We start from the raw sequence: 19,785 nt of genomic DNA, 5'->3' as shown, positions 1-19,785 counted from the left end.
GCTCAGCCGTGGCCGGGGCCGTCGGCCTCGTCGAACTCGTCGTCGAAGACCGAGCTGACGTCGAAGCGGCACACCACCCGCTGCGTGTCGGCCTGCTCGAACGGGGCGTTGAGCCACTCCCCCGGTTCGGGCAGTTCGTCCACGGCGGCCACCCACAGCGTGGAGTCGCCCTCCTCCAGACCGAACTCCTTGTGCCGGGAAGCGATCTCATCGGGTTCGTACTCGCCGAAGAGCACGCCGAGAGCGGCGTGGACGCTGCCCCCGACGATGGCCACGGCGTTGCCGCGCTCCTCGGCGTCGACGTCGGTGTCCAGCTCGACCTCGATCGCCGGGGCGTCGACGTCCGGGTCGAGATCGGCGATGCGCTGTGCCTGGGCGAGCAGCCGCTGGGTCTCGACCACCGCGTAGTCGCGGCGGATCAGGACGCTCAGCGCGTTGGGCTCCTCGGGCCCCGCGTAAGGGGGCAGAGAGTCGTCGGATCCCGGAATCTCGAAGGGGGTGACCTCGTCGTAGCGGTCGTAGAGCCGCTCGTCGTACGCCTCGGCGGCCGCGGCAAGCTCGTTGAACGCGTCGTAGACGGCAGGGTCGTCGTCCCCGGTGCGGCGCTCGACCGCCTCGAGGTGACGGTCGAGCGCGACTTTGACCGCCTCGGCGGCGGCGCGTACCTCGGCAGCGGTGGGCTGCGCAGCATCAGACATAGTGCAGACGCTATCCGTACCGGGGCTCTGCCCGCACAATAGATGCGATGCCGGAATACGAATTTGTCGACGTGTACGTCCCTCGCGGGGTTTCCCGCAAGGAGGCGACCCGTCTGCTGACCGACCATGCCGAGTACGGACACTGGGAGTTGGACCGACTGAGTCTGCGCCGGGACGGCAGCCGCCGCGTGCGGCTGCGCAGGCGCATCATCCGACAGGTGCGCGCCACCTGGTGAAGACGGAGCGGGCCCCGCGATCGCGGGGCCCGCTCCGTTTCCGGTGCCGGCCGCACCAGCACTTTTCCCGCCTTACGCCGCGGAACGCGACCGGCGGTACAGCACCGCGCCGGCCAGCAGGAGTCCCGCGCCGGCCGGGATCACGACGCCGAGCGGAGCGCCGGAGCCCGTCTGCGCGAGGGCGTCGGTGCCCTGCGGCTGGGTGACGGTCTGGGTGTCCGGGCCGTCGTGGCCGCCCGGCTCGTCCCCGGTGCCCGGCTCGTCAGGGTCCGCGGGCACGCCGGGCTCGGAGGGCTCGGCCGGCTCACCGGGCTTGCCCGGGTGCGTGGGCTCGGTGGGCTCGGTGGGCTTACCCGGCTCTCCCGGCTTGCCCGGTTCCCCCGGCTTCCCCGGTTCCCCCGGCTTACCGGGCTCGACCGGCTTCCCCGGCTTGCCCGGAGGGTTGTGGGGGCCGGTGGAGTCGTTGGCGCAGTCGTTGCCGGTGGCCGCGTTGCCGAGGCCGACGACGGTGACGTTGTTGCCGCAGGCGTTCACCGGCACGTGGACCGGTGCCTGGACGTGGTTGCCCGAGCCGACTCCGGGAGAATCGCTCGCGCGCCCCCCGGCCGTCGATCCGCCGCCGTGGTTCTTCCCGGGCTTCGTGCCGTGCGAGTCGTTGACGCAGCTGTTGCCCATGGCGGGATTCAGCACGCCGACCACGTTGACGGTGTTCCCGCACACATTGACGGGGACATGCACGGGCGCCTGCACGGAATTCCCGGACAGGACGCCGGGAGAATCCGACGTGGAGCCTCCGGCCCCCGAACCGGCGTGCGCGTTGCCGCCGCCGATGGCCAGCAGGCCACTCGCGGCCGCCACGGTGATCAGGCTTTTCCTGGCTACCTGACGCATTGGTACGTTCCTCTGCCTTGTGCCTTCTCCGAATGCCCGCGGGACGTCGGTGCCGCCGCGGGACGAATGCCCAGCGGCCCCGGAGTGCATGGAGCGCACTCCGGGGCCGCCCGGGACTCAGACCCTTACGGGTGCATGCACAACGTCACTTGTTGACGCAGGTGTTGCCGAAGGCGGGGTTCAGCAGCCCGATCACGGAGACCGTGTTGCCGCACGCGTTCACCGGCACGTGGATCGGGACCTGGACAACGTTGCCCGAAATCACGCCGGGGGACTTGACAGCAGCACCCTGGGCACCCGAGTCGGCGACGGCCATGCCCGCGCCGGCGAGAACCAGACCACCAGTGGCAGCCGCAGCAGCGACGACCTTCTTGATCATTACTTTTCCTCCTTGTTGGCAACCAATGCGGTCCCAGCCGCGGACCGCACACCTTGTAACGAAGGGAAAGCAATGGGGCTACTAGCCTATGGTTCCTTTCACTCTTTTCAGTCAAATAGCACGTCCGGCCGATTAGTTGGAAAGTCGTTTCAGTACTTGTCGGTTCGGCGGCCGCCTGTTCAGCAGTTGTCCAGGAAGCGGTCCAGGACCCGTACGCCGAACTTCAGCCCGTCGACCGGGACCCGCTCGTCCACGCCGTGGAACATCCCGGCGAAGTCCAGCTCGGGCGGCAGCTTCAGCGGCGCGAAGCCGAAGCAGCGGATCCCCAGGTCGTCGAACGACTTCGCGTCGGTGCCGCCGGAGAGCATGTACGGGACGGCCCGCGCGATCGGGTCCTCCGCCCTGAGCGCCACCTGCATCGCGTCGACGAGGTCCCCGTCGAAGCTGGTCTCCAGCGCCTTGTCGCCGTGCACGTCCTCGCGCCGCACGCGCGGGCCGAGGATCCGGTCGAGATCGGCGAGGAACTCGTCCTCGTACCCCGGCAGGAAGCGCCCGTCGACGTGCGCGGTCGCCTGCCCGGGGATCACGTTCACCTTGTAGCCCGCGCCGAGCATGGTCGGGGCGGCCGAGTTGCGCAGCGTGGCGCCGATCATCTTCGCGATGCCGCCGAGCTTGGCGAGCGTCGCGTCCATGTCCTCGGGGTCGAGCGGGGTGCCGAGCGCGTCGGAGAGCTCGTCCAGGAAGGACCGTACGGTCTTGGTCACCCGCACCGGCCACGTATGCCGCCCGAGCCGCCCGACGGCCTCGCACAGCTCGGTGATCGCGTTGTCGTTGTTGGTCATCGAGCCGTGGCCGGCCGTGCCGTCGACGGTGAGCCGCATCCAGTGCATGCCCTTCTGGGCCGTCTCCACGAGATACAGGCGCAGGTTCTCGTTGACGGTGAAGGAGAAGCCGCCGACCTCGCCGATCGCCTCGGTGACGCCCTCGAAGAGGCCCGGGTGCTTGTCGACCAGGTACCGGGCCCCGTACGTGCCGCCGGCCTCCTCGTCGGCGAGGAAGGCCAGCACGATGTCGCGCGGGGGCTTGCGGCCGCTGCGCATCCGGTCGCGGACGACCGCGAGGGTCATCGCGTCCATGTCCTTCATGTCGACCGCGCCCCGGCCCCAGACGCAGCCGTCCGCGATCTCGCCCGCGAAGGGGTGGTGCGTCCAGTCCTGCGCGTTCGCCGGTACGACGTCGGTGTGCCCGTGGATGAGCAGCGCGGGCTTCGAGGGGTCCTCGCCCTCGATCCTGGCCACGGTGGAGGCGCGCCCCGGGTGGGACTCGAAGATCTGCGGTTCGAGCCCGACCTCGGCGAGCTTCTCCGCGATGTACTCCGCGGCGGCCCGCTCCCCGGGCCCCGAGTGGTCTCCGTAGTTGCTGGTGTCGATCCTGATCAGGTCCCGGCACAGACCGGTGACCTCGTCCTCGCCCGCTGCCCGCCCGTCCCGGCCGGCCGCCTTCGACTCGCTCACGCTGCTTCCTCCCACTGGCGTTGCTGGTGGTCCCCCTCATCCTCCCGCTGCCCCACCAGGGGGTGTGATCAGGGGGTCTGAATGTTTGCTATGGTTTTCCACGTCGGAACGGCCCTGGGCCGCGAGACAGACACCTTGTCCGGGTGGCGGAATGGCAGACGCGCTAGCTTGAGGTGCTAGTGCCCTTTATCGGGCGTGGGGGTTCAAGTCCCCCCTCGGACACCACCGAAGAACCCCCAGTCGACCTGGGGGTTCTTCTGTTTCTCAGTGCCCTCTGTTGATCCACTCCTCCAGGTGCGGGGCCTCCGTGCCGATGGTCGTGCCGTCGCCGTGACCGGTGCGTACCTCGGTGTCGGGCGGCAGGGTGAGCAGCCGGTCGCGGATCGAGTCGACGATCGTCGGGAAGTCGGAGAAGGAGCGGCCCGTCGCGCCGGGGCCTCCCTGGAACAGGGTGTCGCCGGTGAAGACCGTGTGCAGGCCGGGGGCGTACAGGCAGACGGCGCCGGGGGCGTGGCCGGGGGTGTGCAGGACCGTGAGGTCCGTGCCGGCGACGGTCAGGGTGGCGCCGTCCGCGAGCTCACCGTCGGGCGCGCGGTCCGGGTGGGTCCGCTTCCACAGCGGCAGGTCGTCGGGGTGCAGCAGGATCGGGGCGCCGGTGGCCTCGGCGAGGGCGGGGGCCGCGTCGATGTGGTCGTTGTGGGCGTGCGTGCAGACGATGGCGCGGAGCCGGCGGCCGCCGAGCGCGGCGGCGATGGCGTCGGCGTCGTGGGCCGCGTCGATGACGATCGCCTCGGTGTCGTCGCCGACGATCCAGACGTTGTTGTCGACGTCCCAGGTGCCGCCGTCGAGGGAGAAGGTGCCGGAGGTCACCAGGTGGTCGATGCGTGCTGAGGTCATGCGAACTCCACCACCGAGCGCAGTACGTCGCCCTCGTGCATGCGCGCGAACGCCTTCTCGACGTCGCCGAGCCCGATGGTCTCGGTGACGAAGGCGGCGAGGTCGATGCGGCCCTGCTGGTGCAGGTCGACGAGCATCGGGAAGTCGCGGGAGGGCAGGCAGTCGCCGTACCAGGAGGATTTGAGGGAGCCGCCGCGGCCGAAGACGTCGATGAGCGGCAGGTCGAGTCGCATGTCGGGGGTCGGGACGCCGACGAGGACGACGGTGCCGGCCAGGTCCCGGGCGTAGAAGGCCTGCTTGTACGTCTCGGGGCGGCCCACCGCCTCGATGACGACGTCGGCGCCGAATCCGCCGGTGAGCCCGCGGATCGCCTCGACGGGGTCGGTGGAGCGGGAGTTCACGGTGTGGGTGGCGCCCATGGTGCGGGCGGTCTCCAGCTTGCGGTCGTCGATGTCCACCGCGATGATCTTCGCCGCGCCCGCGAGCCGGGCTCCCACGACGGCTGCGTCGCCGACGCCGCCGCAGCCGATGACGGCGACCGAGTCGCCGCGGCCGACCTGCCCGGTGTTGAGGGCGGCGCCGATGCCCGCCATGACGCCGCAGCCGAGCAGGCCCGCCACGGCGGGCGAGACCGCGGGGTCGACCTTCGTGCACTGGCCGGCCGCGACCAGCGTCTTCTCGGCGAACGCCCCGATGCCGAGCGCCGGGGACAGCTCGGTGCCGTCGAGAAGGGTCATCTTCTGGCGGGCGTTGTGCGTGTCGAAGCAGTACTGGGGGCGGCCGCGCAGGCAGGCGCGGCAGCGGCCGCAGACGGCACGCCAGTTGAGGACGACGAAGTCGCCGGGGGCGACGTCGGTGACGTCACCCCCGACCGACTCGACGATGCCCGCCGCCTCGTGGCCGAGGAGGAAGGGGAAGTCGTCGTTGATGCCGCCCTGCTTGTAGTGCAGGTCGGTGTGGCAGACGCCGCACGCCTGGATCCGCACGACGGCCTCGCCGGGCCCCGGGTCCGGGACGAGGATCGCCTCCACCCGCACCGGTTCGTTCCTCCCCGGTGCGATTACCCCTCGGACCTGCTGTGTCATGGGCGAACTTCCTTCCGCGCGCGTCGGTTACGGGCACCGTAACCGCACCGTACTCGCTCTACAGACCCGCGTCGTAGACCAACTGCCCGGCCACGTAGGTGCGGGCCACCCGGGTCTCGGCGATCTCCTCGGGCGGCGCGGCGTACGGGTCGCGGTCCAGGACCACCAGGTCGGCGAGAGCGCCGGCGCGGACGCTGCCGGTGTCGTCGAGGTGGTTCACGTGGGCGGAGCCCGCCGTGTACGCGGCGAGGGCGTCGGTGAGGCCGATGCGCTGGTCCGGGAGGAACACGGGGGCGGAGCTTCCGGGTTCGACGCGGTTGACGGCGGTGTGCACGCCGAGCAGCGGTTCGGGGCTGCTGACGGGCCAGTCGCTGCCGGCCGCGAGGGTGGCGCCGGAGCGCAGCAGGGCGGCGAAGGGGTACTGGTGGCCGGCCCGTTCGGGGCCGAGGAAGGGGATGGTCAGCTCGTCCATCTGAGGTTCGTGGGCGGCCCACAGTGGCTGGATGTTGGCGGTGGCGCCCAGGTGCCGGAAGCGGGGGACGTCGTCGGGGTGGACGATCTGGAGGTGGGCGAGGTGCGGGCGGGTGTCGCGCCATCCGTTGGCGGCGCGGGCGGCCTCGACGGCGTCCAGGGCGTCACGGACGGCGCGGTCGCCGAGGGCGTGGAAGTGGCACTGGAAGCCGAGGGCGTCCAGGGCGGTGACGTACCGGCGCAGGTCGGCGGCGGCGATGAAGCTGGTGCCACGGTTGGCCGTGGGGCAGCCGCAGCCGTCCAGGTACGGGGTGAGGAGGGCGGCGGTGCCGGTCTCGGCGACTCCGTCCACCATGATCTTCACCGTTCCGGCGCGGAACCGGCCGTGGCTCAGTTCCTCGCGGCGCGCCACGAGTGCGGGTATCTGCTCGGCGCCGCGCTCGCGGTCCCACCACAGGGCGCCGGTGACGCGGGCGGTGAGCGAGCCGTCGCGGGCGGCCGTGAGGTAGGCGTCGGCGGGGTCGTCCATCGATCCGAAGGTGCCGACGATGGCGTCCTGCCAGGCGGTGACGCCGTACGAGTGGAGCAGCCGCTGGGCGCGCAGGAGGGCGGCGAGCCGGTCGGCAGGCGTGGAGGGCGGGGTGTGGCGGGCGACGAGTTCCATGGCGCCCTCCTGGAGGAGGCCGGTGGGTTCGCCGGTGCCGTCGGCGGCGCGTTCGATGCGGCCGTCGGCGGGGTCGGGGGTGGTGCGGTCGATGCCGGCGAGGGCGAGGGCGCGGCTGTTGCACCAGGCGCCGTGGTGGTCCCGGTTGGGGAGGTAGACGGGCCGGTCGGGGACGACCGCGTCGAGCAGGTCCTTGGTGGGGCTGCCGCCCGCGAACGCCTCCATGGACCAGCCGCCGCCCGTGATCCACTCCCGGTCGGGGTGGGCGTCGGCGTACGCCCGTACGGCGGCGAGCGTCTCGGTGGCCGTACGGACGGAGGTCAGGTCGCACTGGGCGAGCTCCAGGCCGGCCGCGACGGGGTGGACGTGGGCGTCCTGGAAGCCGGGGAGGAGCAGTTTCCCGGCGAGGTCGACGACTTCGGTCCCGGGGCCCACGAGGTCGCGTACCTCGTCGTGGCCCACCGCGGTGATCCGGCCGTCGGTGACGGCGACCGTGGTGGCGCGGCTGCGGGCGGCGTCCAGGGTGAGGACGGGGCCGCCGGTGAGGACCAGGTCGGCGGGGCGGTGGCGCATGGTGCGGATTCCTTCGGTAGATGCGGGTGGACGGACGGTCAGGCGGTCAGCGGGACCGCGTCGGGGTCGGTGCCGCGTCCGGTGACGAAGTACGGGGACTTGCGCACCCACTTCGCCCAGGCCGCGGCCATGATCCCGCTCAACAGCATCGCGGCGGGGCAGGCGAGCATGAACCAGCCGTTGCCGGGGCTGACTTCGAAGTGGTCCGCCGAGGTGTAGAAGGTCCAGCAGAGGTAGCCGCCGAGGGCGAGCAGGACGGCCGCGCTGAGCACCGGGACGACAACGGTGAGCGGTCGCGCGCGGAAGCGCGCGGCGGCGGCGAGCGCGGTGAGGGCGTAGTAGAGGGAGACGACGACGCCGATCGCGTTGACGGAGGCCAGGACGACGTCGCCGATCTTCGGCAGGACCAGGGAGAGGACCGCGACGGCGGCGGCGATCGCGCCGATGGCGAGCGTGCCGGCCGCCGGTGTCCCGTGGCGGGGGCTGATCCGCGCCCAGAGCGGGCCCATCGTGCGGTCGCGGCTCATCGCGAACATGCCGCGCACGGTGGGGATGACGCCGGCCTGGAGCGAGGCGACGGCGGAGAAGGTGAGCGCGATCAGCGGGAGTGCGGCGAGCGGCTGGTCGGCGAGCCGGTCGCCGAGGAAGGCGAGGCCCTGGGCGCCGTTGCCGGCCAGTTCGTCCTGGGACAGCACGCGCTGGAAGGCGAACGAGCCGAGGAGGAAGAGGCCCAGCATGGTGAAGAGCGTGATCAGTCCGGCTTTGGAGGCGTCCGCCGGGTCGCGCACCTCCTCGTTGACGCTGAAGGAGGACTCGAAGCCCCAGTAGCAGAAGACCGACAGGATCAGTCCCTGGGCGAGGGCCTGGCCGGAGGGGATGGTGAAGGGGTTCAGCCAGTCGAGGCTGAAGGGGTGCGGGCCGACGACGAGTCCGTAGCCGCAGAAGGCGAGCAGGACGGCGTACTCGAAGACGAGCAGGTACTTCTGGAGGTTGGCGGCGGAGCGCAGGCCGGTGACGGCGGTGAGCGTGACGGCGACAAGGACGAGGATGCCGAGCGCGGTGGACTGGGCGGTGGAGTCGGGGTCCAGGGTGAGCCCCGCCGCGGCGTCCAGGCCCGCGAGGCGGGCGAGCTGGAGGAGCGCGGAGCCGGTGACGGCGGTCGTGTAGGAGAGGAAGACGACCGTGGCGACGAGGCCGATCCAGCCGACGAGGAAGCCGAGCCAGGGGCTGAGGGAGCGCCCCACCCAGACGTAGCCGCTGCCCATGTTGGGTTCGGACCGGTTGAGCCGGGCGTAGGCGCTCGCGATGCCGAGGACGGGCAGGAAGGCGAGCACCATGATGATCGGCAGGTGCAGGCCGACGACGCCCGCGGTGACGCCCAGGCCGATGCCGATGCTGGTGGTGGCCGCCGTGCTGGACGCGGCGATGGCGAAGCCGTCCATGACGCCGAGGGTCCGGGTGAGGGTGGACCGCGGGGGTGGTTCGCTGCCGTACGGCGTCTTCGGCGGTGTCATCGCTCGCTCCTTCACCGGGGGGCCGTGACGGCCCCGATGGCGGCACATCGAACTCCGCGGGGGCTTCCCAGGTCAACGGTGTTGTCATAACGTGCGGGCCATGAGCGAGCGAGTGGTGCCGGAGGAGGGGCGGCGGCGCAGGCGGCCCACCAAGCAGGGCACGGTGCTGTCGGAGCAGCTGATCGTGGACACGGCGCTGCGGCTGATCGGGGAGCACGGGGCGGGCGCGCTCACGGTGCGGCGGCTCGGGGCGTCGCTGGGGGCCGATCCGAGCGCGCTCTACCGGTACTTCCGGGACACGGACGACCTGCTGCTCGCGGTCGCCGACGAGCTCATCGGGCGTACGCTGCGGCGCTTTCGGCCGACCGGCGCGTGGCGGGCCGATCTGCGCACGCTGGGGCTGATGATGCACGCCGACTACCAGGCGCATCCGCAGGCGGCTCTGCTGACCTGCGCGCGGGTGACGGGGCGGGCGTACGAGATCCAGGCGGTGGAGACGATCCTCGGGATCCTGCGCTCGGCGGGCTTCCCGGACGCGGAGGCGGTACGGGTCTACCACGTCTTCGTGGACCAGACGCTGTCGTTCGCGGCGCTGGACGCGGCGACGCTGGCGCTGCCGACGGGGGCGCGGAAGGCGGAGGAGGGGGCCTGGCGGGGGACGTACGCGCGGCTGCCGGCCTGGAGCCATCCGCACATCGCCGCGACCGCTCCGGTGCTGGTGGCGGAGATGGGGCGCAGCGGTTACCCGGCGGCGCTGGAGATGGTGCTGGCCACGGCCCAGGCGCGGCTGGGGGCGGTCCGCTCCCCCGGCCCGCCGCCTCCCACAGGCCCTGCGGGCGCGGGGCGCGGGCCGGGGTGACGCGGGCGAGCGGGCGCCCCGAGAACGCCCGCGCCGACGCGGCTCCTAGAGGAGCCGCGTCGGCGCGGGGAGAGCCGGGTGGCCCTCAGAGCCGGTCCGGCGCGCGGGGGCGCGTGCGGTGGGCTCAGAGGGTTTCGCGCCGGTCCGCGATGGCGGCCACGCGCCCCCGGACCATGTACCAGCCGCCGACCAGCGCCGCCGCGATCAGCGGGAGGCACATCACGGTCGTCCGGCCGACGCCGCCGCCCCACCACATAAGGACGATCACGGAGGCGAGGAAGAACAGCGTGACGATCTGCGTGTACGGGGCCCACGGGAGGCGGTACGCGGGGCGGGTGACCCGGCCGTCCTTCGAGCGGTGCCAGAACAGCAGCGAGCAGAGCATGATCATGCCCCAGGTGCCGAGGATGCCGATCGACGCGAAGTTCAGGACGATCTCGAAGGCCTCGCCCGGCATGACGTAGTTGAGGCCGACGCCCAGGACACCGAAGCCGGCGGTCAGCAGGATGCCGCCGTACGGCACCTGGCCCTTGTTCATGCGGCCGGTGAACTTTGGGGCGGAGCCGGAGAGCGCCATCGAGCGCAGGATGCGGCCGGTGGAGTACAGGCCGGAGTTCAGGCTGGAGAGGGCCGCCGTCAGGACGACGAGGTTCATGACGTCCGCCGCGCCGGGCACGCCGAGCTTGTTCATGACCGTGACGAAGGGGCTCTCGTCGCCGGAGTACGCCGTGTACGGGAGCAGCAGCGCGAGCAGGATGACGGAACCGACGTAGAAGAGGCCGACGCGCCACATGATCGAGTTGATCGCCTTCGGCATGATCTTCTCGGGGTTCTTCGTCTCGCCCGCGGCGACGCCGCACAGCTCGACCGACGCGTAGGCGAAGACGACGCCCTGGATGACCAGGAGCATCGGCAGCATGCCGACGGGGAACAGGCCGCCGCCGTCGGTGACGGTGGAGAAGCCCGGCGTGTGGCCGTCGAGCTGGTGCTGGGTGGCGACCAGGTAGATGCCGATGGCCATGAAGACGACCAGGGCGGCGACCTTGACGATGGCGAACCAGAACTCCATCTCGCCGAAGTACTTCACCGAGATGAGGTTCGCGGTGAGGACGACGGCGAGGGCGATCAGCGCGAGGATCCACTGCGGTACGTCGCTGAACATGGCCCAGAAGTGGGCGTAGGTGGCCGCCGCTGTGATGTCCGCCACGGCGGTGGTCGACCAGTTGAGGAAGTACAGCCAGCCGGCGGCGAAGGCGCCCTTCTCGCCCATGAACTCGCGGGCGTACGAGACGAACGCGCCCGAGGACGGCCGGTAGAGCACGAGCTCACCGAGCGCGCGGACCACGAAGAAGGCGAAGACGCCGCAGACGGCGTACGCGATGGCCAGCGAGGGGCCCGCTCCGGCCATGCGGCCACCGGCGCCGAGGAAGAGGCCGGTGCCTATCGCTCCGCCGATGGCGATCATGTTGATGTGGCGGGACTTCAGGTCCTTGCTGTAGCCCGCGTCACCCGCGTCGACATGTGGGGATGTCGACACGGGATCGGCGGGACCGGCGGGGGCCGCAGGGAGGATGCGGTCGCTCATGCTGTTTCTTCGCCTTCATTTGGGGGGTGCTGTGCGGTACCGGGCCGCACGAGGGTGTTGAGGGTGATCTCGACGTGTTCGAGGTGAGCGGCCATGGCCTGCACCGCCGCTCCCTCGGATCCGCCGACGATCGCCTCCACGAGGGCCCGGTGCTCGAGGTCCGACTGGCGTCGCCGGTTCCCGAGTTGGTTCAGGAAGGTGGACTGCCGGGCGAGGGCGTCCCTGATCTCTTCGATGATCTTGCGGAAGACAGGGTTGCCCGACGCCTGCGCGACGCAGATGTGGAAGAGCGTGTCCAGCGCCACCCAGGCGGTGGGGTCGGACTCCTGCTCCATCTTCCCGATCAGGCGCGTCAGCAGGTCCACGTCGTCCCGCGTGCGCCGGACAGCAGCGTAACCCGCGACGGGGATCTCTACGTGCCGTCGCACTTCGAGCAGGTCACGGGCGCTGTACGACCCGAAGATCGGGTTCTGGTCCGGGCCGCCGGCCGCGACGTAGGTGCCCTTGCCGGCCCGGGACACCGTGAGGCCGAGCGCCTGGAGTGCGCGCAGTGCCTCGCGGACGACGGAGCGGCTCACCTCGAAGCGCCTGCCGAGCTCGGCCTCGGTGGGGAGCTTCTCGCCGACGGCGAGCTCTCCCCGCTCTATGGCGTCCCGGAGGTGGCTGAGGACGGCTTCCATCGCGCTGATGCGCCGGGGGGTGCCGCCACCTGTCCGGCTGTCTGACAAGACCATGCGGAGAATGCTCGGAGGTCGGACACGCAAGCGTCAAGAGTGTTCAAAGAGTTGATTTAAAGCAAACGAAAGGATAATGGGGCGGACATTCCGGGCGCTCACGGAGCCAGGACGTCGAGCTCCTGGAGCGCGCCGACGGCGATCTCGCGGGTCAGCCGCTCCGCCCGCGCCGCGTCTCCTTCCCTTACCGCTTCGGCGACTTGGACGTGCAGCGTGACGGCGGCCGGGTCGGGGTCCTCGAACATCACCCGGTGCCGGGTGCGCCCGCTGAGCACCTCCGCCACCACGTCGCCGAGCCGGGCGAACATCTCGTTGCCTGATGCACGCAGTACGACGCGGTGGAACGCGATGTCGTGCACGAGGTACGCGTCGAGCTGCCGGCCCCGCGAGGTCGCGACCATGCCGAGCGCCTCCTCGGTGAGCGCCGCGCACTGCTCCGGCGTGGCGAACCGCGCGGCGAGTCCGGCCGCCACCGGCTCCACGGCGGAGCGCAGCACGGTCAGCGAGCGCAGCTGGCGGGGCCGGTCGGCGCCGGCCAGCCGCCACCGGATGACCTGCGGGTCGTAGACGTTCCACTCCTCGGTGGGGCGCACGGTCACGCCCACCCGGCGGCGCGACTCGACGAGGTGCATCGACTCCAGGACCCGGACCGCCTCGCGGACCACCGTGCGGGAGACGTCGAAGCGCTGGGCGAGCTCGTCCGTACGCAACACGCTGCCGGGCGGGTACTCACCGGCGGTGATGGCGGGACCGAGGCTTTCCAGCAGCTGGGCGTGCAGCCCCCGGGCCTGGTTGGTCATGGGGCTCAGCGTACGGGGCGGGCGTCGGGAGCAAAAAGTACGACGTTTATGTCACAGCCTCTTGAATACGTCGTACCTAATGGGTTTCAGTAGCGCGACGGACCGATGTCGATGAAGACAGCGAGGCATTCCACTCATGAACAGCCCCCACGTCGTCGTGGTGATGGGCGTGGCAGGGACCGGAAAGACCACCATCGGTCCCCTGCTCGCCGGCCGGCTCGGCGTCCCGTACGCCGAGGGCGACGATTTCCACCCGCCGGCCAACATCGCCAAGATGTCCGCCGGTACCCCGCTGGACGACGCGGACCGTTGGCCCTGGCTCGACGCGATCGGCGCGTGGGCACACGGCCGCTCGGGGCTCGGCGGCGTCGTCAGCAGCTCCGCCCTCAAGCGCGCCTACCGCGACCGGCTGCGCGCGGCGGCCCCCGGGGCGGTGTTCCTGCACCTCACGGGCGACCGGGAGCTGATCGAGGCGCGGATGCGCGAGCGCAGGGGGCACTTCATGCCGACCGCCCTGCTCGATTCGCAGTACGCCGCCCTCCAGCCGCTCCAGGACGACGAGGCGGGCGTGTCCGTGGACGTCTCGGGGTCGGTCGAGGACATCACCGAACGAGCCGTCGCGGCCCTGCGCCGGCTCGACGACTTCAGGGAGTAGAGCCACCGTGACCAGTCTCAGCGTCGAGACGCTGGCAGCGGGCGCCGTCGAGCCGATCACCTCGGCGGGCAACGCCCAGCTCGGAATAGCCGTCCTCGCCGGCATCGCCGTCATCGTCCTGCTCATCACGAAGTTCAAGCTCCACGCCTTCCTGGCGCTGACCATCGGGTCGCTGGCGCTCGGGGCGTTCGCGGGCGCCCCGCTCGACAAGACGATCGCCAGCTTCTCCACGGGTCTGGGCAACACGGTCGCCGGCGTCGGCGTGCTCATCGCGCTCGGCGCGATCCTCGGCAAGCTGCTGGCCGACTCCGGCGGCGCGGACCAGATCGTCGACACGATCCTGGCGAAGGCGAGCGGCCGTGCGATGCCCTGGGCGATGGTGCTGATCGCCAGCATCATCGGGCTGCCGCTCTTCTTCGAGGTCGGCATCGTGCTGCTGATCCCCGTGGTCCTGCTGGTGGCCAAGCGCGGGAACTACTCGCTGATGAGGATCGGCATCCCGGCGCTGGCCGGCCTGTCCGTGATGCACGGCCTGATCCCGCCGCACCCCGGGCCGCTGGTCGCCATCGACGCGATCGGGGCCAACCTGGGCATCACGCTGGGGCTCGGTGTGCTCGTCGCGATCCCGACCGTGATCATCGCGGGGCCGGTCTTCTCGAAGTACGCCGCCCGCTGGGTGGACATCCCGGCGCCGGAACGCATGATCCCGCAGCGCCCCTCGGAGGACCTGGAGCGCCGCCCCGGCTTCGGGGCGACCGTGGCCACCGTCATGCTGCCGGTCGTGCTCATGCTGGCGAAGGCGCTCGTGGACATCGTGGTCGACGACCCCGAGAACGCAGTGCAGCGGGTCACCGACGTCATCGGCTCGCCGCTGATCGCCCTGCTCGCCGCCGTACTGGTCGGGCTGTTCACGCTGGGCCGCGCCGCCGGGTTCACCAAGGACCGGATGTCCTCGACCGTCGAGAAGTCGCTCGCCCCGATCGCGGGCGTGCTGATGATCGTCGGCGCGGGCGGCGGCTTCAAGCAGACGCTCATCGATGTGGGCGTCGGCCGGATGATCCTGGACTTCTCCGAGGACTGGGCCATCCCGACGCTGCTGCTGGCCTGGCTGATCGCCGTCGCCATCCGGCTCGCGACGGGGTCCGCCACCGTCGCCACCATCTCGGCGGCGGGTCTGGTGGCCCCGCTGGCGGCGGACATGTCGGCGTCCCACGCGGCGCTGCTGGTCCTCGCGGTCGGCGCGGGCTCGCTCTTCTTCAGCCACGTCAACGACGCGGGGTTCTGGCTGGTGAAGGAGTACTTCGGCATGGACATCGGCCAGACGATCAAGACCTGGTCGGTGATGGAGACGATCATCTCGGTGGTCTCGCTGGGCTTCGTCCTGCTGTTGTCACTCGTTCTCTAGGTCCCGTCGGTGGTGGAACTCCCGTGCCCACAGCGGGTGTTCCACCTCCGCCCACGCGCGGTCGACCGTCCCGGTGCGCATGCCGCGCCGGGACTCCGGCCGCGCCAGGGCCATCGCGACGTGCCCGGCGATCACGACGCCCATGGCGAGGGCGAGCCAGTCGTGGACGAAGGTGGCGCTCGTCCGCCAGACCAGCGGAGCCAGGCCCGTGAACCACATCAGCAGCCCGGTGCCGAGCATCACGAGCACCGCCCCCGCCAGCCAGCCCGCGTACAGCTTCTGCCCCGCGTTGAACTTCCCGGCGGGGCGGGACGCGTGGCGCGTGTCCCGGCGCAGCGCCGCCTTCAGCCACCGCCGGTCGTGCGGACCGAAGCGGTTGAGCCGGCCGAGGTCCGCGCGCACCGCCCGGGAGGCCAGGCCGAGCAGGAGCGGCGCCGGGATCAGCAGCCCCGACCACTCGTGCACGGTGACCACCAGGTGGCGCCGGCCGACGAGTTCGGCGAGCTGCGGGACGTACAGGCAGGCCGCCGTCGCGACGCACAGCAGTGTCAGCCCCGCCGTGGCGCGGTGCACCCAGCGCTCGGCGCGGGTGAAGCGGCGCAGCCGGGCCGGCGGTTCAGACCGTGGGGGCATCGTCGCGTCCGTTGGAGCGGCCGACCCAGGCGTCGACGTCGTATCCGCGCTTCTCCCAGTACCCGGGCCGCACCTCGGAGGTGACGGTGATGCCGGAGAGCCACTTCGCGGACTTGTAGAAGTACATGGGCGCGACGTACAGCCGCGCCGGGCCGCCGTGCGCGTGGCCGAGCGGCTCGTCGCGCATGCGCAGCGCGACCAGTACGTCCGCGCGACCGGCCTGCCGGAGGGTGAGGCTCTCGCTGTACGTACCGTCGAAGCAGGTGAAGCGGACGGCCTTCGCCCCGGGCCGTACCCCCGCGGCGGCCAGCAGCGCCGACAGCCGCACCCCCTCGAAGGGGGTCCGCGGGACCCGCCAGCCGGTGACGCACTGGACGTCGCGGACCAGGCGCGTCTGCCGCATCGCCCGCAGGTCGTCGAGCGTGTACGTCGCGGGCCTGTCCACCAGCCCGTCGACCGTCAGCCGGTAGGTGTCCGGGCCCTTGCGGGGCACGGAGGAGGCGACCGAGTAGTAGCGGAAGCCGCCGCCGTTGGGCAGCAGGCCGGTCAGGCCGGTGGGGTCCTTGTCCGCGGCCGCGCCGAGGAAGGATTCGAGCCCCTTCTGGAGGTACGGCGCGGTGGCCAGACCGGCGGCGCCCAGGCCCAGCATGCCGAGGACGAGCCGGCGGCCGACGGGTGCGCCGCCGTCGGCCGGGCCGGTCGGTGGTGGAGGTGTCACAGGACAATTCGAACACCCGCGGCCGCCGAGGGCCAGCGACCGCGGGGCCCCGTCCGTTTCCGTCACATCTCGCCGGCCTGCTTCTCCAGCTGGAACGCCTCGTTGCCCAGGCCGATCCGGGCGTGCACCTCGGGCTTCGCCGAGCGGAGCACCGCCCCGTACACCAGCCCGCCGACGAGCGCGGCGCCGATCACGCTCGGCAGGATCCAGCTGAGCGCCGAGCCGGGACCCGCGCCCACGAGCACGTCGAAGTCCCGCACCGTGTAGAAGGCGATGACCAGCAGGGCCACCGCGGCGATGCCCGAGGCCACCAGGCGTCCGGCCTGCGCCCGGCCGGCTCCCCGGCGTACGAAGAAGGCGATGACGGCGACGGAGGCGGCGGCCATCAGCAGGATGACGCCGAGCGCGCCGACGTTGCCCATCCAGGTGAACAGGTGCAGCACGGGCACGGTCGGGTCGCCGGCCGGCTTGTCGTCGCTGAACGCGAAGGCGAGGACGACGGCGAGGGAGAGGCCGGACTGGAGCAGCGAACCGGCGGCGGGGGCGCCGCTCGTCTTGTTCGTACGGCCGAAGGAGGCCGGCAGCAGGCCCTCGCGGCCCATGGCGAACGCGTACCGCGCGACGACGTTGTGGAAGCTGAGCAGCGCGGCGAACATGCCGGTCACGAAGAGGATGTGGAGGACGTCGGTGAAGGTGGAGCCGAGCCGGCTCTCGGTGAGCGCGAAGAGGAGTCCGGGCCCCTGCTCCCCCGCCACCTCGACGATCCGGCCGGGGCCGGCGGCGACGCTGAGCGCCCAGGCGCTGAGGGCCAGGAAGAGCGCGGCGTAGCCGACGGCGAGGAACATCACGCGCGAGACGACGATCTGCGGGCGGCTGGTCTCCTCGGCGTACACCGGGGCCTGCTCGAAGCCGACGAAGGCGGCGATGCAGAAGCAGAGCGCGGTGCCGAGGCCGGCGCCGGTGAGGGTTTCGGGGTTGAAAGCTTGGAGGGACAGGCCCTCCTTGGCCGGTTCGGCGATCGCCGCCACGTCGAAGATGACGACGAGCGCGCACTCGACGACGAGCAGGACGCCGAGCACCTTGGCGTTGAGGTCGATCTTGAGCCAGCCGAGCGCGCCGACGACCAGCACGGCGACGAGGGCGGGGACCCACCAGGCGAGGGTGATGTCGAGGTAGGCGGCGAAGATCCCGGAGATCTCGAAGCCGAGGATGCCGTAGATGCCGACCTGCATGGCGCTGTACGCGACGAGGGCGACCAGGGACGCTCCGGCGCCGGCGGTCGGGCCGAGGCCGCGGGCTATGTAGGCGTAGAAGGCGCCGGCGTTGTGGACGTGGCGGCTCATCTCGGCGTACCCGACGCTGAACAGCATCAGGACCACGCCGAGGATGACGAAGAGCAGGGGCTGGCCGACGATCCCCATCACGCCGTATGTAGTGGGCATGACACCTGCGACGACCATGAGCGGGGCGCTCGCGGCCAGTACGGACAGCAGGAGCCCGGTCGTGCCGAGACGGCCGGCGCGCAGAGCGCGTTCCTGCCCCTTGTACGTGAGGATCTCGCCGCTGTCCGCGGCTTGTCTGCTTCTCTCGCTCGTGCTCGAACTGCCCGTCGACATGGCGGGGTGGTCCCTTCGCTTCGGTGAGGTGGCGTTGGCCTTGGCCTGGACGTGCTGGGTCATGCGATCCCGAGCGCGGCACTGCGCGCGGCGCGGAAGGCCCGGTGCGGGTCGCGGTCGGGGTACGACCACGGGGCTTCGGTGGCGTGGGGGCCGATGCGGTTGAGGAGGGCGGCGGCCTCGGCGGGCCTGCCCTCGCAGAGCTTCGCGTGGGCCAGGTAGTTGAGGTCGATGTGCCGGCGCGGGTGGCCTTCGTGCTCCCACTCCAGCCACCAGTCGAACGCCGCCTTCATCACCTGGCGGGCGCGGCGGCCCGACCAGTGCGCGGAGGCCGCCGGGTCCATCGGTTCCTGGCCCGCGAGGGCGAGGGCGCGGTAGCGCTCGGCGTGCGCCACCACGGGCAGGACGGCGAGCGGGGAGTCGGCGGGTGCCTGCTCGGCGGCCCAGGCGGCGAAGTCGTACACCTCGTGCAGCGGGTCGTTGCCGGTGTCCGGGCGGCGTTCGGCGAGGCGGGCGGCCATCAGGTGGTGGGCGTGGTGGTGCTCGGGGTGGCGCAGCCGCACCTGGTCGAAGAGCTGGGTGACCTCTTCCTCCGTACCGAGCGAACGGGCCAGGAGCAGCAGGCCGAGCCACGGCGTCGGGTCGGCCGGCGAGCGGTCGGCGGCGCGGCGGCAGGCTTCGCGGGCGCGGCCCTCGGACTCCTTGCCGCGCAGCGCGCCGAGGACGGCGGCGCAGGCGATGAGGGTGACGGCGTCGGCGCTCTCGGGCTCGGCGAGCAGCCAGTCGCCGGCCCAGGCGGCGGCGCCGTTGGCCTGGGCGAGTACGACGAGACGGTGGCCGCGGCGGTCCCAGTCGTCGCCGGTCGCGGCGAGCAGGGAACGCGCCCTGGTCCAGCGCCCTTGGGCCAGCTGCCCACGTACGGTGACGAGTTCGGCGTCGTCGAGGGCGGCGTCGAACGAGGGGTCGCCGCGGCGGCGCGAGCGGCCGAGGGGTGGCGGAGGTGGGGGCATCCGCGGGTCCTCCACGGCGCAGTGTGCGAGCGTTTGATCACGCACAGCAAAGCGGTAGGGGGTACTCCACGTCAAGGGCGGTCTAAACCAACTTTCGGCCGACATGCGGTAGTTGAAAGGGCACCCACCTGCGCCGACCCGCTCACCGACCCGCTCGGCGCGCAGGGCCGGGCCGCGTCCGCCCGCCCGCTCGGCGGCCCGCACGGCCGTCCGGGAGGCCCGCCGCGCAGGGCCTAGGCTGACCCCATGTCCGCACACTCATCGCTTCCGCCGTGCCTCCTGGCCTTCCCCGGACCGTTGCGGGACCGGCTGGTCGCCGCCGTGCTGTCCGGGGAGAAGGTCTCGACCACCGGGCTGCTCGCCGAGTACGAGGCCGAGCAGGAGGAACTGCCCCCGGTCGGCGAGCGGTCGGTCGTGATCGACTCCGACGGCCGCGAGGTGGCGGTGATCGAGCTGACCGGCGTACGGGTCCTCGCGCTCGGCGACGTGGACCTGCGCCACGCGCTGGACGAGGGCGAGGGCTACACCTCGGTGGCCGAGTGGCGCGCGGGGCACGAGAGGTTCTGGCACAGCGAGGAGATGCGCGAGGCGCTGGGCGACCCGGAGTTCACCGTCGACGACACGACCATGATCGTCGCGGAGCGCTTCCGGGTCGTGGAGCGCCTGGAGACCTGACCTGAGGGCCCTCGGGGACCGGCGGGGCCGTGGAGGCCGCGGGTCTCCCGGAGACCCGCGGACCCCTGGCGGCGGGGGCCCTACGCCACGGCGCGCGCCGCGGCCCGGCCCGCCGTGCGGCCGGAGAAGAGGCAGCCGCCGAGGAACGTTCCTTCCAGGGAGCGGTACCCGTG

At 71.8% G+C, this 19,785-nt stretch carries 20 protein-coding genes and 1 tRNA gene; 6 read left to right on the top strand and 15 right to left on the bottom strand.

What is annotated here, in order from left to right:
• Positions 1-2: 2 nt before the first annotated feature.
• Complete coding sequence (locus tag E2E34_RS00490) at positions 3-698, bottom strand: hypothetical protein (protein ID WP_138899895.1); 696 nt, start codon at positions 696-698, stop codon at positions 3-5.
• A 47-nt stretch (positions 699-745) separates the two neighbouring features.
• On the opposite strand from E2E34_RS00490, the gene E2E34_RS00485 reads away from it, so the two are divergent.
• Positions 746-934, top strand: coding sequence for a DUF5703 family protein (locus E2E34_RS00485; protein WP_018535088.1), 189 nt, complete (start codon positions 746-748; stop codon positions 932-934).
• 72 nt (positions 935-1,006) lie between these two features.
• Here the strand turns inward: E2E34_RS00485 and E2E34_RS00480 are convergent, their stop codons facing one another.
• The 3 genes from E2E34_RS00480 to E2E34_RS00470 form a co-directional block, all read right to left on the bottom strand.
• Positions 1,007-1,825, bottom strand: coding sequence for a chaplin (locus E2E34_RS00480; RefSeq protein ID WP_138899894.1), 819 nt, complete (start codon positions 1,823-1,825; stop codon positions 1,007-1,009).
• 145 nt (positions 1,826-1,970) lie between these two features.
• Positions 1,971-2,204 (bottom strand): chaplin ChpH, encoded by a 234-nt coding sequence (gene chpH, locus E2E34_RS00475; RefSeq protein ID WP_138896169.1) that lies wholly within the window; start codon positions 2,202-2,204, stop codon positions 1,971-1,973.
• A 179-nt stretch (positions 2,205-2,383) separates the two neighbouring features.
• On the bottom strand, positions 2,384-3,718 hold the full coding sequence (locus E2E34_RS00470; RefSeq protein ID WP_138899893.1) for a M20/M25/M40 family metallo-hydrolase: 1,335 nt from the start codon (positions 3,716-3,718) through the stop codon (positions 2,384-2,386).
• 137 nt (positions 3,719-3,855) lie between these two features.
• On the opposite strand from E2E34_RS00470, the gene E2E34_RS00465 reads away from it, so the two are divergent.
• Positions 3,856-3,943 (top strand) — tRNA-Leu (locus E2E34_RS00465).
• Between the two features lie 39 nt (positions 3,944-3,982).
• Here the strand turns inward: E2E34_RS00465 and E2E34_RS00460 are convergent.
• The 4 genes from E2E34_RS00460 to E2E34_RS00445 are packed head-to-tail and all read right to left on the bottom strand — an operon-like array spanning position 3,983 to position 8,922.
• A complete protein-coding gene (locus E2E34_RS00460; protein WP_138899892.1) occupies positions 3,983-4,615 on the bottom strand; it encodes an MBL fold metallo-hydrolase in 633 nt (210 codons plus the stop codon).
• Entirely contained in the window at positions 4,612-5,700 is a 1,089-nt protein-coding gene (locus E2E34_RS00455; protein ID WP_138899891.1) for an S-(hydroxymethyl)mycothiol dehydrogenase, read from the bottom strand. Before E2E34_RS00455 ends, E2E34_RS00460 begins: the two co-directional genes overlap by 4 nt.
• 58 nt (positions 5,701-5,758) lie before the next feature.
• Complete coding sequence (locus tag E2E34_RS00450; RefSeq protein WP_138899890.1) at positions 5,759-7,408, bottom strand: amidohydrolase; 1,650 nt, start codon at positions 7,406-7,408, stop codon at positions 5,759-5,761.
• 38 nt (positions 7,409-7,446) lie between these two features.
• A complete protein-coding gene (locus E2E34_RS00445) occupies positions 7,447-8,922 on the bottom strand; it encodes an APC family permease (protein ID WP_138899889.1) in 1,476 nt (491 codons plus the stop codon).
• A 100-nt stretch (positions 8,923-9,022) separates the two neighbouring features.
• Here E2E34_RS00445 and E2E34_RS00440 point away from each other — a divergent pair, with 100 nt between their 5' ends.
• Positions 9,023-9,781: a TetR/AcrR family transcriptional regulator gene (locus E2E34_RS00440; RefSeq protein ID WP_138899888.1), complete on the top strand. Its 759-nt coding sequence runs from the start codon at positions 9,023-9,025 to the stop codon at positions 9,779-9,781.
• Positions 9,782-9,905: 124 nt separating this feature from the next.
• Here E2E34_RS00440 and E2E34_RS00435 read toward each other — a convergent pair whose 3' ends face one another.
• The 3 genes from E2E34_RS00435 to E2E34_RS00425 form a co-directional block, all read right to left on the bottom strand.
• Positions 9,906-11,366 carry an amino acid permease gene (locus E2E34_RS00435; RefSeq protein ID WP_138899887.1) on the bottom strand — a complete coding sequence of 487 codons (1,461 nt, stop codon included), beginning with the start codon at positions 11,364-11,366 and terminating at the stop codon, positions 9,906-9,908.
• Positions 11,363-12,100: a FadR/GntR family transcriptional regulator gene (locus tag E2E34_RS00430; RefSeq protein ID WP_138899886.1), complete on the bottom strand. Its 738-nt coding sequence runs from the start codon at positions 12,098-12,100 to the stop codon at positions 11,363-11,365. Before E2E34_RS00430 ends, E2E34_RS00435 begins: the two co-directional genes overlap by 4 nt.
• A 98-nt stretch (positions 12,101-12,198) precedes the next feature.
• Positions 12,199-12,900, bottom strand: a complete 702-nt coding sequence (locus tag E2E34_RS00425) for a FadR/GntR family transcriptional regulator (protein WP_138899885.1) — start codon at positions 12,898-12,900, stop codon at positions 12,199-12,201.
• 136 nt (positions 12,901-13,036) lie between these two features.
• On the opposite strand from E2E34_RS00425, the gene E2E34_RS00420 reads away from it, so the two are divergent.
• The gene (locus E2E34_RS00420) at positions 13,037-13,555 is read left to right on the top strand and encodes a gluconokinase (RefSeq protein WP_138899884.1); all 519 of its coding nucleotides are present in this window, start codon (positions 13,037-13,039) and stop codon (positions 13,553-13,555) included.
• A gap of 7 nt (positions 13,556-13,562) precedes the next feature.
• Entirely contained in the window at positions 13,563-14,960 is a 1,398-nt protein-coding gene (locus E2E34_RS00415; protein WP_138899883.1) for a GntT/GntP/DsdX family permease, read from the top strand.
• On the opposite strand, the gene E2E34_RS00410 is transcribed toward E2E34_RS00415, so the two are convergent.
• The 4 genes from E2E34_RS00410 to E2E34_RS00395 form a co-directional block, all read right to left on the bottom strand.
• On the bottom strand, positions 14,946-15,593 hold the full coding sequence (locus E2E34_RS00410; protein WP_208765104.1) for a cytochrome b/b6 domain-containing protein: 648 nt from the start codon (positions 15,591-15,593) through the stop codon (positions 14,946-14,948). The genes E2E34_RS00415 and E2E34_RS00410 overlap by 15 nt on opposite strands.
• On the bottom strand, positions 15,577-16,242 hold the full coding sequence (locus E2E34_RS00405; RefSeq protein ID WP_138899933.1) for a molybdopterin-dependent oxidoreductase: 666 nt from the start codon (positions 16,240-16,242) through the stop codon (positions 15,577-15,579). The genes E2E34_RS00410 and E2E34_RS00405 overlap by 17 nt, the downstream gene beginning before the upstream one ends.
• Positions 16,243-16,373: 131 nt before the next feature.
• On the bottom strand, positions 16,374-17,927 hold the full coding sequence (locus E2E34_RS00400) for an APC family permease (protein ID WP_138899932.1): 1,554 nt from the start codon (positions 17,925-17,927) through the stop codon (positions 16,374-16,376).
• A 59-nt stretch (positions 17,928-17,986) separates the two neighbouring features.
• Positions 17,987-18,937: a hypothetical protein gene (locus tag E2E34_RS00395; RefSeq protein WP_138899882.1), complete on the bottom strand. Its 951-nt coding sequence runs from the start codon at positions 18,935-18,937 to the stop codon at positions 17,987-17,989.
• Positions 18,938-19,183: 246 nt separating this feature from the next.
• Here E2E34_RS00395 and E2E34_RS00390 point away from each other — a divergent pair, with 246 nt between their 5' ends.
• Positions 19,184-19,612, top strand: a complete 429-nt coding sequence (locus tag E2E34_RS00390) for an ASCH domain-containing protein (RefSeq protein WP_138899881.1) — start codon at positions 19,184-19,186, stop codon at positions 19,610-19,612.
• Positions 19,613-19,785 lie beyond the last annotated feature (173 nt).

It is taken from the genome of Streptomyces albidochromogenes (assembly GCF_005981925.1).
GTDB lineage: Bacteria > Actinomycetota > Actinomycetes > Streptomycetales > Streptomycetaceae > Streptomyces > Streptomyces albidochromogenes.
Note: the sequence above shows the minus strand (reverse complement) of the source record. Positions and strands in the feature narration are given on the sequence as shown.

What these genes read in the sequence shown, in the direction of transcription:
- E2E34_RS00490 (WP_138899895.1), bottom strand. Translation starts at nt 698, where the DNA reads ATGTCTGATGCTGCGCAGCCCACCGCTGCCGAGGTACGCGCCGCCGCC.
- E2E34_RS00485 (WP_018535088.1), top strand. Translation starts at nt 746, where the DNA reads ATGCCGGAATACGAATTTGTCGACGTGTACGTCCCTCGCGGGGTTTCC.
- E2E34_RS00480 (WP_138899894.1), bottom strand. Translation starts at nt 1,825, where the DNA reads ATGCGTCAGGTAGCCAGGAAAAGCCTGATCACCGTGGCGGCCGCGAGT.
- chpH (WP_138896169.1), bottom strand. Translation starts at nt 2,204, where the DNA reads ATGATCAAGAAGGTCGTCGCTGCTGCGGCTGCCACTGGTGGTCTGGTT.
- E2E34_RS00460 (WP_138899892.1), bottom strand. Translation starts at nt 4,615, where the DNA reads ATGACCTCAGCACGCATCGACCACCTGGTGACCTCCGGCACCTTCTCC.
- E2E34_RS00455 (WP_138899891.1), bottom strand. Translation starts at nt 5,700, where the DNA reads ATGACACAGCAGGTCCGAGGGGTAATCGCACCGGGGAGGAACGAACCG.
- E2E34_RS00450 (WP_138899890.1), bottom strand. Translation starts at nt 7,408, where the DNA reads ATGCGCCACCGCCCCGCCGACCTGGTCCTCACCGGCGGCCCCGTCCTC.
- E2E34_RS00445 (WP_138899889.1), bottom strand. Translation starts at nt 8,922, where the DNA reads ATGACACCGCCGAAGACGCCGTACGGCAGCGAACCACCCCCGCGGTCC.
- E2E34_RS00440 (WP_138899888.1), top strand. Translation starts at nt 9,023, where the DNA reads ATGAGCGAGCGAGTGGTGCCGGAGGAGGGGCGGCGGCGCAGGCGGCCC.
- E2E34_RS00435 (WP_138899887.1), bottom strand. Translation starts at nt 11,366, where the DNA reads ATGAGCGACCGCATCCTCCCTGCGGCCCCCGCCGGTCCCGCCGATCCC.
- E2E34_RS00430 (WP_138899886.1), bottom strand. Translation starts at nt 12,100, where the DNA reads ATGGTCTTGTCAGACAGCCGGACAGGTGGCGGCACCCCCCGGCGCATC.
- E2E34_RS00425 (WP_138899885.1), bottom strand. Translation starts at nt 12,900, where the DNA reads ATGACCAACCAGGCCCGGGGGCTGCACGCCCAGCTGCTGGAAAGCCTC.
- E2E34_RS00420 (WP_138899884.1), top strand. Translation starts at nt 13,037, where the DNA reads ATGAACAGCCCCCACGTCGTCGTGGTGATGGGCGTGGCAGGGACCGGA.
- E2E34_RS00410 (WP_208765104.1), bottom strand. Translation starts at nt 15,593, where the DNA reads ATGCCCCCACGGTCTGAACCGCCGGCCCGGCTGCGCCGCTTCACCCGC.
- E2E34_RS00405 (WP_138899933.1), bottom strand. Translation starts at nt 16,242, where the DNA reads ATGCTGGGCCTGGGCGCCGCCGGTCTGGCCACCGCGCCGTACCTCCAG.
- E2E34_RS00400 (WP_138899932.1), bottom strand. Translation starts at nt 17,927, where the DNA reads ATGTCGACGGGCAGTTCGAGCACGAGCGAGAGAAGCAGACAAGCCGCG.
- E2E34_RS00395 (WP_138899882.1), bottom strand. Translation starts at nt 18,937, where the DNA reads ATGCCCCCACCTCCGCCACCCCTCGGCCGCTCGCGCCGCCGCGGCGAC.
- E2E34_RS00390 (WP_138899881.1), top strand. Translation starts at nt 19,184, where the DNA reads ATGTCCGCACACTCATCGCTTCCGCCGTGCCTCCTGGCCTTCCCCGGA.